Origin of the sequence: Streptomyces sp. NPDC057654 (assembly GCF_042800135.1) — a bacterium.
Taxonomy (GTDB): domain Bacteria; phylum Actinomycetota; class Actinomycetes; order Streptomycetales; family Streptomycetaceae; genus Streptomyces.
In genome coordinates this window covers 1-12,119 of the sequence record NZ_JBHVHQ010000180.1, presented here as the reverse complement: position 1 = coordinate 12,119, position 12,119 = coordinate 1, and the positions used below count along the sequence as shown (strand labels likewise).

Genomic DNA, 12,119 nt, shown 5'->3' with positions numbered 1-12,119 from the left:
AGTTCGTCGATCCGGGCGGGAGCGCGGAGGGGCCCAGGGACGGGGTTGGAGATGGGGTCGGGGACGGCGGGGACGAGGGCTGGGTCCGCTCCGAGGACGGGGCGCGTCCGCACCCGGCAGATCCCGTGCTCGCGGCGGCCGTCCAGCGGGAGTGCCTGCGCCGCGGGCTGATCGTCGAACTCGGCGGCCGCCACTCCAGCGTGGTCCGCCTGCTGCCGCCGCTCACCATCAGCGACGAACAGGCGGAAGCGGTACTCGACCGGCTCGCCGACGCCGTCGCGGCGGCCGTCGTCGCCGAGCGCCCGCGTCACGGCAGTGCGACGTAGAAGAGCAGCGGTACGCCGCAGCGGATACGACGCCCGGACACGGCACGGTGCCCCGAGACAGCGCCCCGTGACAGCGCCCCCGAGACAGCGACCCCGATATGACGCCGCGGAGACGACGCCGCAGCAAGACCTGACAGCACATCGTGACGACCACACGTGACGACATGACGACATCGCGAGGCAGAACTCAGTGAACGCATCTCCCGGAAACGGTGCGTCCGCCGCCGTGGCCCCGTCGGTACCGCGACAGGGCCGCCGCTTCGATGCGGCGGCCCCGGAGCGCCGCCACACCGCATCGGCCGATCCGCTCGAACACCCCGATCCGTACGGCGCCGCCGACGCCGCGGCCGTCGAGAACCTGCTGCGCTGCTGGGTGCGCGAGAACGGCACCGCGCGCCCGGACCGCGACACCCTGGACCTGCCGCTCACCGCGAGCGGCACCGTGCTGCACGTACCGGTGCGGTACTGGTCGGCCACCGGCTGGCACCGCTTCGGGCCGACCGTGCTCCAGGGCAGCCCGGCCGGGGCCCCGGCCGTCGACGCGGTCACCGTGGCCGCGCTGCTCGGCCGCGAGGCCGCGCACCGCGCCGCGCTGGAGGGCCGCGCCCCCGCCACCGAGGGCGCCGAACTCGTCGGACGCGTCGCCGACTCCACCCGCCGCACCGCGGAGTTCATCGCGGAGCGGCGCGCGGCGCCCGCCGACCCCGCGACGGGCGACCTCTTCCTCACTGCCGAGCAGTCCCTCCTCCTCGGCCACCCTCTTCACCCCACCCCCAAGAGCCGCGAGGGCCTCTCCGACACCGAAGCCCGCCTCTACTCACCCGAGCTGCGCGGCTCCTTCCCCCTGCACTGGCTGGCCGTACACCGGTCCGTACTCGCCGCCGACTCCGCCTGGACCGAGCGCGGCCGGGCCGTCACCGCCGCCCGCCTCACCGCCCGGCTCGCCGGCCCCGGACTCGAACTGCCCGCCGAGAGCGCCGCCCTGCCGATCCACCCGTGGCAGGCCCGCGAGGTCCGCAACCGCCCCGCCGTCGCCGCACTCCTCGACGCGGGGCTGCTGCACGATCTCGGCCCGCACGGCGAGCCCTGGCACCCCACCTCGTCCGTACGGACCGTGCTGCGGCCCGGCGCCGCCGCGATGCTGAAGCTCTCGCTCGGGCTGCACATCACCAACTCCCGCCGGGAGAACCTCCGCAAGGAACTGCGGCGCGGCGTAGAGGTCCACCGGCTGCTGCGCAGCGGCGTCGCGGCGCGCTGGCGCGCGGCCTGCCCCGCCGGGCCGGGCTTCGACATCGTCCGCGACCCCGCCTGGCTCGCGGTGGACTCGCCCGACGGCGAGCCGCTGCCCGGCCTCGACGCCGTCATCCGGCACAACCCCTTCGGGCCCGGCGACGACGCCGTGTGCGTGGCCGGACTCGCCTCGCCCCGGCCCTGGCCCGGCCTGCCGGACCCCTCGGCCATGCGCTCGCGGCTCGCCTTCATCGTCGCCCGGCTCGTCGCGCGCACCGGCAGACCCGCGGGGGCCGTCGCCGCCGAGTGGTTCCTGAGGTATCTGGAGACGGTCGTCCGGCCGGTGCTCTGGCTCGACGGCGAGGCCGGGATCGCCCTGGAGGCGCACCAGCAGAACACCCTCGTGCTCCTCGACGGCGACGGCTGGCCGGCCGGCGGCCGCTACCGCGACAACCAGGGCTACTACTTCCGCGAGTCCCGCCGGGCGGAGCTGGAGCACAGGCTGCCCGGCATCGGCGGCCTGAGCGACACCTTCGTGGCCGACGACGTCGCCGACGAGCGCTTCGCCTACTACCTCGGCATCAACAACGTCCTCGGCCTCATCGGAGCCTTCGGCGCACAGCGCCTCGCCGACGAGCAGATCCTGCTGGCCGGCTTCCGCCGCTTCCTGCGCGACGCGGCCGCAGGCCCCGCCGCCACCCGCTCGCCGCTGCCCGCCCTCCTCCTGGAGACGACGGGCCTGCGCTGCAAGGCCAACCTGCTGACCCGGCTGCGCGGGCTCGACGAGCTCGTGGGCCCGGTCGACACCCAGTCCGTCTACGTCACCATCGCCAACCCCCTTGTCACATCCGCCTCTTCCACCACGGGCTGACCGCGAGCCCCTGAGCGCCCGGACACGCCCCCCCGACCCCTGTCCATGCCGAAAGGAGAGCGCCGCCGTGCAGCAACCCACCGACTCCAGCACCGGCACCACCATCGATCCCGGCCCCGACCCCGCCTCCGATCCTGACGCCGACGACACCATCGACCTCAACCTGTCCGAGGAACTGGCGGCCTTCATCACCCCCGACTGCCCCGGCCCCGATGGGCCCCCTCGCCCGTCGGGCGGCCCCGACCTGCTCGACGGGCTCACCTCATGGGGGCCCGTCGGCACCGACGCGGGCCCCTTCCAGCTCGTACCCGTACGCCTCGAACGCGACCTGCGCCTCCTCACCGGCTGGATGAACGACCCGGCCGTAGCCGCCTTCTGGGAGCTCGCGGGCCCCGCCGAGACCACCGCGGCCCATGTCCGCGCCCAACTCGACGGGGACGGGCGCAGCGTGCCCTGCCTCGGCGTGCTCGCCGGGGCGCCCATGAGCTACTGGGAGGTGTACCGCGCCGACCTCGACCCGGTCGCCCGCTACTACCCGGCCAGACCGCACGACACCGGCCTCCACCTGCTCATCGGCGCGGTCGCCCACCGCGGCCGCGGGCTCGGCACCACCCTGCTCCGGGCCGTGGCCGACCACGTCCTCGGCCACCGTCCCTCCTGCGCCCGGGTCATCGCCGAACCGGACCTCCGCAACACCCCCTCCGTAGCCGCGTTCCTCGGCGCGGGCTTCCGCTTCTCCGCCGAGCTGGAACTCCCCGGCAAACGCGCGGCCCTGATGATCCGTGACCGCTCCCTGTGCGACGTCCTGTGACACCACCTGTGATCCCACACCCGGCCCCCATCCGGGCCCCGCGACTCATATCTCCGCCTGGCGCGCCCAGGTTCCGCACCCGAGGAGTCCCCTCATGCCTCCTTCGCCCCGTCCCACGCAGTCAACCTGGCACCATGCCTCCCGCGACCTCCTCGCCAAGCTCCTCGCCGAGCTGAGCTACGAAGGCGTACTCACCCCCGAGCCGGACGGCGCGGCCCAGGACGGGGAGCCCGGCGCCGGGCAGTCCCAGGGCGGCGCGGCCGCGTACCGCCCCTACCGGCTCCCCGTGACCGAGCAGGTCACCTACCGCTTCCGCGCCCGCCGCGGCGCGTACGGACACTGGCGCGTGGAGCCCGGCTCCATCACCCCCCACGGCGACGTGCTCCAATTCCTCGCCGAGGCCCACGACACCGTGCTGGACCTCACCGGGGACACCACCGGCCACCTCGTCCGCGAACTCACCGCCACCCTCTCCGCGGACGTCCGGCTGCGCACCACCGCCCTCTCCGCACCCGCCCTCGCCGATCTCGGCTACGCCGACCTCGAAGGCCACCAGACCGGCCACCCCTGGCTCATCGCCAACAAAGGGCGCATCGGCTTCTCGGCCTCCGACGCCGCCCGCTGGACGCCGGAGGCCCGCCTGCCCCAGCGCCTGCCATGGCTCGCCGTCCACCGCGACCTCGCCCGCTACCGAGGCGTCCCCGCCCTCGCCACCCCCGATCTCCTCTACCGCGAGGAACTCGCACCCGGCACGCGCGCCGCCTTCGCCCGCACCATCTCCGACCAGGGCCGCGACCCCGCCGACTACCTCTGGCTCCCCGTCCACCCCTGGCAGTGGGACGAGACCATCGCGCCCCTCTTCGCCCCGCATCTCGCCGACGCCACCATCATCCCCCTGCCCACTGACAACGACCTCCGGCTGCCCCAGCAGTCGATCCGCACCTTCCTCAACACCAGCCGCCCGCACGCCCGTACGGTCAAACTCCCGCTGTCCATCCTCAACACCCTCGTCTGGCGCGGCCTGCCCACCGAACGGACCCTCGCCGCCCCCGCCGTGACCGCCTGGGTGCACTCCCTGCGCGACGCCGACGAGTTCCTCCGCGACGAGACCCGCGTGATCCTCCTCGGCGAAACGGCCTCCGTCACCGTCGAACACCCCTTGTACGACCGGCTCCTCGGCGTCCCGTACCAGTACAAGGAACTGCTCGGCTGCATCTGGCGCGAGCCGCTCGCGCCGCAGCTCGCGCCGGGCGAGCGGGCCCGTACCCTCGCGGCCCTGCTGCACACCGACGCCGCCGGACGGGCCGTCACCGCCGAACTGGTACACCGCTCCGGGCTGCCCCCGGCCGCCTGGCTGCGCCGCCTCTTCGCCGCCCTGCTGCCGCCCCTGCTGCGGTTCCTCTACCGCTACGGCACGGTCTTCTCCCCGCACGGAGAGAACGCCATCGTCGTCTTCGACGACAACGACGTGCCGGTGCGCCTCGCGGTCAAGGACTTCGTCGACGACGTCAACATCAGCGCCCGGCCGCTGCCCGAGCACGACGCGATGCCCGCCGACGTCCGCTCGGTGCTGCTCACCGAACCGCCCGCCTTTCTCACCCAGTTCATCCACGCGGGTCTTTTCGTCGGCGTGTTCCGCTATCTCGCGCCGCTCTGCGCCGACCAATTGGCCGTTCCCGAAGCCGAGTTCTGGGCGCTCGTACGGGCCGAGATCCTCCGCCACCACGAGCGCTTCCCCGAGGGAAAGGAGCGCTATGAGACCTTCGATCTGCTGACGCCCCGCATCGCGCGCCTGTGTCTCAACCGCAACCGGCTCCATCTCGACGGATACCGCGACCGCCCGAAACGCCCGCACGCGGCCGTGCACGGGACCGTCTCGAACCCCCTGCACGCACCGTGACCGCCGCCCCCGGCCCGAGGGCCGCGTGGACGGCGATGTCAGTGCCGCACCGTAGGGTGTCAGGGCTATGACGACGAAGCCCTCCCTCCCCGATCTGCTGCACGCCGCCGTCACCGCCGTGGGCGGTACGGAGCGCCCCGGACAGGTCACCATGGCCGAAGCCGTCGCCGAGGCCGTGGACGACAACGCCCACCTGCTGGTGCAGGCGGGCACCGGCACCGGCAAGTCCCTCGGCTATCTGGTGCCGGCCCTCGCGCACGGCGAACGTGTGGTGGTCGCCACCGCTACGCTCGCCCTCCAGCGGCAGCTGGTCGAGCGGGACCTGCCCCGCACGGTCGACGCGCTGCATCCGCTGCTGCGCCGCCGCCCCGAGTTCGCGATGCTCAAGGGCCGCTCGAACTACATGTGCCTGCACCGGCTCCATGAGGGGGTGCCGCAGGAGGAGGAAGAGGGGCTCTTCGACCCGTTCGAGTCGGCTACCCCGACCAGCAAGCTCGGCAAGGACCTGCTGCGGCTGCGCGACTGGTCCTCGGACACCGAGACCGGCGACCGCGACGACCTGACGCCGGGCGTCTCCGACCGCGCCTGGTCCCAGGTCTCCGTGACCTCCCGCGAGTGCCTGGGCGCCAGCAAGTGCGCGTACGGCGCGGAGTGCTTCGCCGAGGCCGCCAGGGAGCGCGCCAAGCTCGCCGACGTCGTCGTCACCAACCACGCGCTCCTCGCCATCGACGCCATCGAGGGCGCACCGGTGCTGCCCGGTCACGAGGTGCTGATCGTCGACGAGGCCCACGAGCTGGTCTCCCGCGTCACCGGCGTCGCCACCGGCGAGCTCACTCCGGGGCAGGTCAACCGGGCCGTCCGGCGCGCCGCCAAGCTCGTGAACGAGAAGGCCGCCGACGCCCTCCAGACCGCCGCGGAGACCTTCGAGCGCCTCATGGAGCTCGCCCTGCCGGGCCGCCTGGAGGAGATCCCCGAGGACCTGGGCTACGCCCTGATGTCGCTGCGCGACGCCGCGCGCACGGTGATCTCGGCGATCGGCGCCACGCGGGACAAGTCGGTGCAGGACGAGGACGCCGTGCGCAAGCAGGCGCTCGCCGCCGTGGAGAACGTCCACACGGTCGCCGAGCGGATCGTGGAGGGCTCCGAGTACGACGTCGTCTGGTACGAGCGCCACGACCGGTTCGGGGCGTCCCTGCGGGTGGCCCCGCTGTCGGTCTCCGGGCTGCTGCGGGAGAAGCTCTTCAGCGAGCGCTCCGTGGTCCTCACCTCGGCGACGCTCAAGCTCGGCGGTGACTTCAACGGGGTCGGCGCGTCGCTGGGGCTCGCCCCCGAGGGCACCGGGGGCGACGACGTACCGCAGTGGAAGGGCATCGACGTCGGGTCGCCCTTCGACTACCCCAAGCAGGGCATCCTCTACGTCGCCCGGCACCTCTCCCAGCCCGGCCGGGAGGGCAGCCGCACCGACATGCTCGACGAGTTGGCGGAGCTGGTGGAGGCCGCCGGGGGCCGGACGCTGGGCCTGTTCTCCTCGATGCGGGCCGCCCAGGGCGCGGCGGAGGCGATGCGCGGCCGGCTCGACATGCCGATCCTGCTCCAGGGCGAGGAGACGCTGGGCGAGCTGATCCGCACCTTCGCCACGGACGCCCGTACGTGCCTGTTCGGCACCCTGTCGCTCTGGCAGGGCGTGGACGTGCCCGGTGTGAACTGTCAGCTGGTCGTCATGGACCGGGTGCCCTTCCCGCGCCCCGACGACCCGCTGATGAGCGCCCGGCAGAAGGCGGTGGAGGAGGCGGGCGGCAACGGCTTCATGGCGGTCGCCGCGACGCACGCGGCGCTGCTGATGGCGCAGGGCGCAGGCCGGCTCGTACGGGCCTCCGGGGACCGCGGCGTGGTGGCGGTGCTCGACCCGCGGCTGGCCACGGCCCGCTACGGCAGCTTCCTGCGGGCTTCCATGCCGGACTTCTGGTACACGACGGACCGTAATCAGGCGCGCCGCTCACTGGCCGCCATCGACGCGGCCGCGAAGGCGGCGGACGGGGAGCGGGCGGGAGCGTAGAGCCGCTGCCGACGGACGGGGGAGTAGAGCCGCCGCCGGGTCGGCTACGGGCCTGCCGCCGAGCCCGTCAGCCCCCGTCGCAGCGCCTCGTCACAGGGCCCCGGAACCGGCGCAGTGGTTCCGGGGCCGGTCTCTCGGTGCGCCCTCACACACGCCGCAGCACCGCGACCACCTTGCCCAGGATGGTCGCCTCATCACCGGGGATGGGCTGATAGGCGGCGTTGTGCGGGAGCAGCCACACGTGGTTGTCCTCGCGCTTGAAGCGCTTGACCGTGGCCTCGCCGTCCAGCATGGCGGCCACGATGTCGCCGTTCTCCGCGACCGGCTGGCGGCGCACGGTCACCCAGTCGCCGTCGCAGATCGCGGCCTCGACCATGGAGTCGCCGACGACCTTGAGGACGAACAGCTCGCCGTCGCCCACCAGTTGGCGCGGGAGCGGGAAGACGTCCTCGACGGACTCCTCGGCCAGGATCGGGCCGCCCGCCGCGATCCGGCCGACCAGCGGCACGTACGACGCGGCCGGCTTGCCGGTGGTGTCGGTGGGCTGGCTGCTCGGCTGGTCCGAGCCGCGCACCTCGTACGCCCGCGGCCGGTGCGGGTCCCGGCGCAGGAAGCCCTTGCGCTCCAGCGCCATGAGCTGGTGCGCCACCGAGGAGGTGCTCGACAGCCCGACCGCCTGGCCGATCTCGCGCATGGACGGTGGGTATCCGCGGCGCTGGACGGAGTCCCGGATGACCTCGATCACGCGGCGCTGGCGGTCCGTGAGCCCCGAACTGTCGGCCCGGATTCCGGGGGGGCGGCCGGGTAGCGAGCGGGTGGGCTTCTGCCCCTCGGGATTCATGGTCCCCTCGTTCAGCGGATACGCCGTATCGAGTCGGCTCTGGGAGCGGTCCTGGGCGGTGATGGTCGCGCTGCCTGCGGTGGTGGTCACGTCGGCCCCTCTCGAAATGTTCTCCCTAGTTGGACAACGGTAGTTGCTTTCGAAAGGTTGCGCCAAACACACGTTCGAGTGAAATTTGGCAAATTGGCTGACGTGATCACGGGAATGGGTGTACGGCCACGCGGTGATTCACCGCAAGGCGGTACTCTTCGCCGCGAACGGCATAACCAGGACAGAGGCCATCAGTCCGGGCGTCCGAACCGGCGGCCGGGAGCCCCGGACGAGTCCGGCCGCGCCGGGCCCCAGTGTGGCACCCTCGCCCCCGTGGAGCCGGGACCGGGTCGCTTCCCGTACTCTCTTGGATGCCGCCGAGGCGCGACACGCGCCGGGCGCAGTTGACCGCCAGACACCAGATCTAGTGGTTTTATGGGCGTCAGCCACCTACAAGTTGTGGTCCCCGGTCAATCTTGGCCGAGGGCATCACCTATGCTTGGGGCTGCTTCGGGGGATCCGCACGGACCCGCCGGAGCCCTTGGTCGTGCACCGTTTTCGAGGGTGAGGAGGGAAGAGCCATGCACTGCCCCTTCTGTAGGCACCCCGACAGCCGCGTTGTCGACAGCCGGACCACGGATGACGGCTGCTCGATCCGCAGGCGTCGTCAGTGCCCGGACTGCTCCCGCAGGTTTACGACCGTGGAGACCGCGTCGCTGATGGTGATCAAGCGGAGCGGGGTCACCGAGCCCTTCAGCCGTAACAAGGTCATCTCCGGCGTGCGCAAAGCGTGCCAAGGTCGGCCGGTCACCGAGGACGCCCTGGCCCAGCTCGGCCAGCGGGTCGAAGAGGCGGTCCGCGCCACCGGCAGCGCAGAGCTGTCCACCCACGACGTGGGACTCGCCATACTCGGCCCGCTCAAGGATCTCGATCTCGTCGCGTACCTTCGGTTCGCGTCCGTGTATCAGGCGTTCGACTCGCTGGAGGACTTCGAGTCCGCGGTCGCCGAGCTCCGTGAGCAGCGGTCCACCACTGACGCGGGCGGGCCCGCAGGGGACCTGGACGTCCCCGCGCCCGCCGCGGCCGCCGACTGAGCGGCCACCACACAGACCTGTCCGGGGCGCGCCGCGCACCCGGACAAAAGACAGACACCGCGCCATGGAAGAAATGGGCGCATTAGGGCGTTTTGCCCGTACAGGGAGGCGGAATGACAGAGACGGCGAGTGGCCCGGCACGTGGCTCCCGTTCCAAGGGAACCAAGGCGAGCAAGGGTCTGCGTATCGAGCGCATCCACACCACCCCCGGCGTGCATCCGTACGACGAGGTGGTCTGGGAGCGCCGTGACGTCGTCATGACCAACTGGCGCGACGGCTCGATCAACTTCGAGCAGCGTGGCGTCGAGTTCCCCGACTCCTGGTCGGTGAACGCGGTCAACATCGTCACCAGCAAGTACTTCCGCGGCGCGGTCGGCTCCCCCGACCGCGAGGCCAGCCTGAAGCAGCTCATCGACCGAGTGGTGCGCACGTACCGCGACGCCGGCGAGCGGCACGGCTACTTCGCCTCCCCGGCGGACGCCGAGATCTTCGACCACGAGCTGACCTACGCGCTCCTGCACCAGGTCTTCAGCTTCAACTCGCCGGTCTGGTTCAACGTTGGCACGAAGCAGCCGCAGCAGGTCTCCGCCTGCTTCATCCTCTCCGTCGACGACTCCATGGACTCGATCCTGGACTGGTACAAGGAAGAGGGGATGATCTTCAAGGGCGGCTCCGGCGCCGGCCTGAACCTGTCCCGCATCCGCTCCTCCAAGGAGCTGCTCTCCTCCGGCGGCAACGCCTCCGGTCCGGTCTCCTTCATGCGCGGCGCCGACGCCTCCGCAGGAACGATCAAGTCGGGCGGCGCCACCCGCCGCGCGGCCAAGATGGTCGTGCTCGACGTCGACCACCCCGACGTCGAGGCCTTCATCGAGACCAAGGTGAAGGAGGAGGAGAAGGTCCGCGCGCTGCGCGACGCCGGCTTCGACATGGACCTGGGCGGCGACGACATCACGTCCGTCCAGTACCAGAACGCCAACAACTCGGTCCGCGTGAACGACGAGTTCATGAAGGCCGTGGAGAGCGGCTCGAAGTTCGGCCTGCGGGGCCGCATGGACAACGAGGTCATCGAGGAGGTCGACGCCAAGTCGCTCTTCCGCAAGATGGCCGAGGCGGCCTGGGCCTGCGCCGACCCCGGCATCCAGTACGACGACACCATCAACCACTGGCACACCTCGCCGGAGTCGGGCCGCATCACCGCGTCCAACCCTTGCAGCGAGTACATGCACCTGGACAACTCCTCGTGCAACCTCGCCTCGCTCAACCTCATGAAGTTCCTGCGCGACGACGACCAGGGCAACCAGTCGTTCGACGCCGAGCGCTTCGCCAAGGTCGTCGAGCTGGTCATCACCGCGATGGACATCTCCATCTGCTTCGCCGACTTCCCGACCGAGAAGATCGGCGAGACCACCCGCGCCTTCCGCCAGCTGGGCATCGGCTACGCCAACCTCGGCGCCCTGCTCATGGCCACCGGCCACGCGTACGACTCCGACGGTGGCCGCGCCCTGGCCGGCGCCATCACCTCGCTGATGACCGGCACCTCGTACAAGCGCTCCGCCGAGCTCGCCGCGGTCGTCGGCGCGTACGACGGCTACGCCCGCAACGCCGACGCCCACAAGCGCGTCATGAAGCAGCACGCGGACGCCAACGGCACCGCCAAGCGCATGGACGACCTGGACACCCCGGTGTGGGCCGCGGCCACCGAGGCGTGGCAGGACGTCATCCGGCTCGGCGAGAAGAACGGCTTCCGCAACGCCCAGGCGTCCGTGCTCGCGCCGACCGGCACCATCGGCCTGATGATGGACTGCGACACCACGGGCGTCGAGCCGGACCTGGCCCTGGTCAAGTTCAAGAAGCTCGTCGGCGGCGGCTCAATGCAGATCGTGAACAACACGGTCCCCAAGGCGCTCAAGCGGCTCGGCTACGAACCGGAGCAGGTCGAGGCGATCGTCGCCCACATCGCCGAGAACGGCAACGTCGTCGACGCCCCCGGCCTCGACCCGGCCCACTACGAGGTCTTCGACTGCGCCATGGGCGAGCGGTCGATCTCCGCCATGGGCCACGTGCGGATGATGGCGGCGGCGCAGCCGTTCCTGTCCGGCGCGATCTCCAAGACCGTCAACGTCCCCGAGGCGGCCACCGTCGAGGAGATCGAAGAGGTCTACTACGAGGGCTGGAAGCTCGGCCTCAAGGCCCTGGCGATCTACCGCGACAACTGCAAGGTCGGCCAGCCGCTCTCCGCCAAGAAGAAGGAGGAGGCCAAGGCCGAGGAGCCCGCCGCGGAGAAGGTCGTCGAGTACCGCCCGGTCCGCAAGCGCCTCCCCAAGGGCCGCCCCGGCATCACCACCTCCTTCACGGTCGGCGGCGCCGAGGGCTACATGACCGCCAATTCCTACCCGGACGACGGGCTGGGCGAGGTCTTCCTGAAGATGTCCAAGCAGGGCTCGACCCTCGCGGGCATGATGGACGCCTTCTCGATCGCCGTCTCGGTGGGCCTCCAGTACGGCGTGCCGCTGGAGACGTACGTCTCCAAGTTCACCAACATGCGGTTCGAGCCGGCCGGCATGACGGACGACCCGGACGTGCGGATGGCGCAGTCGATCGTCGACTACATCTTCCGCCGCCTGGCGCTGGACTTCCTGCCCTTCGAGACGCGCTCCGCGCTCGGCATCCACTCCGCCGGTGAGCGTCAGCGTCACCTGGAGACGGGTTCGTACGAGCCGAACGACGACGAGATGGACGTGGAGGGCCTGGCCCAGTCCGCGCCCCGCCACGTCGAGGCCCCCAAGGGCGCGACGCCCGCCTCCGAGGTCGTCGAGGTCGCCGCGGCCCCGGCCCCGAAGCAGGCGCACAACAGCACCGAACTGGTGGAGATGCAGCTCGGCCTCAACGCCGACGCTCCGCTCTGCTTCTCCTGCGGCACCAAGATGCGCCGCGCGGGCAGCTGCTACCTCTGCGAGGGC

Annotated in this window: 7 protein-coding genes and 1 pseudogene; 7 read left to right on the top strand and 1 reads right to left on the bottom strand. The window is 71.7% G+C overall.

All coding sequences use genetic code 11. The features are described 5' to 3' along the window. The 5 genes and pseudogenes from ACFU99_RS16300 to ACFU99_RS16280 form a co-directional block, all read left to right on the top strand. Positions 1 to 326 (top strand): annotated as a pseudogene (locus tag ACFU99_RS16300) (aspartate aminotransferase family protein); the annotation flags it as partial. A gap of 190 nt (positions 327 to 516) precedes the next feature. Beyond that, on the top strand, positions 517 to 2,427 hold the full coding sequence (locus ACFU99_RS16295; RefSeq protein ID WP_384391793.1) for an IucA/IucC family protein: 1,911 nt from the start codon (positions 517 to 519) through the stop codon (positions 2,425 to 2,427). Between the two features lie 67 nt (positions 2,428 to 2,494). Then, positions 2,495 to 3,238 (top strand): GNAT family N-acetyltransferase, encoded by a 744-nt coding sequence (locus tag ACFU99_RS16290; protein ID WP_384391790.1) that lies wholly within the window; start codon positions 2,495 to 2,497, stop codon positions 3,236 to 3,238. Between the two features lie 94 nt (positions 3,239 to 3,332). After that, on the top strand, positions 3,333 to 5,138 hold the full coding sequence (locus tag ACFU99_RS16285) for an IucA/IucC family protein (protein ID WP_384391788.1): 1,806 nt from the start codon (positions 3,333 to 3,335) through the stop codon (positions 5,136 to 5,138). Positions 5,139 to 5,205: 67 nt separating this feature from the next. Further along, complete coding sequence (locus tag ACFU99_RS16280; protein ID WP_384391785.1) at positions 5,206 to 7,194, top strand: ATP-dependent DNA helicase; 1,989 nt, start codon at positions 5,206 to 5,208, stop codon at positions 7,192 to 7,194. 145 nt (positions 7,195 to 7,339) lie between these two features. Here ACFU99_RS16280 and lexA read toward each other — a convergent pair whose 3' ends face one another. Then, positions 7,340 to 8,125 carry a transcriptional repressor LexA gene (lexA, locus tag ACFU99_RS16275; RefSeq protein WP_363224437.1) on the bottom strand — a complete coding sequence of 262 codons (786 nt, stop codon included), beginning with the start codon at positions 8,123 to 8,125 and terminating at the stop codon, positions 7,340 to 7,342. Between the two features lie 521 nt (positions 8,126 to 8,646). Between lexA and nrdR the strand changes: the two genes are divergently transcribed. Both nrdR and ACFU99_RS16265 read left to right on the top strand, forming a co-directional pair. Then, positions 8,647 to 9,159 carry a transcriptional regulator NrdR gene (gene nrdR, locus ACFU99_RS16270; protein ID WP_384391782.1) on the top strand — a complete coding sequence of 171 codons (513 nt, stop codon included), beginning with the start codon at positions 8,647 to 8,649 and terminating at the stop codon, positions 9,157 to 9,159. Between the two features lie 113 nt (positions 9,160 to 9,272). Further along, positions 9,273 to 12,119, top strand: a 2,847-nt coding sequence (locus ACFU99_RS16265; protein ID WP_384391779.1) for a vitamin B12-dependent ribonucleotide reductase, incomplete at its 3' end; no start/stop codon positions are given.

Bases quoted from the DNA above. Each gene is read 5' to 3' on its own strand.
- ACFU99_RS16285 (WP_384391788.1), top strand. From the start codon at position 3,333: ATGCCTCCTTCGCCCCGTCCCACGCAGTCAACCTGGCACCATGCCTCC.
- ACFU99_RS16280 (WP_384391785.1), top strand. From the start codon at position 5,206: ATGACGACGAAGCCCTCCCTCCCCGATCTGCTGCACGCCGCCGTCACC.
- nrdR (WP_384391782.1), top strand. From the start codon at position 8,647: ATGCACTGCCCCTTCTGTAGGCACCCCGACAGCCGCGTTGTCGACAGC.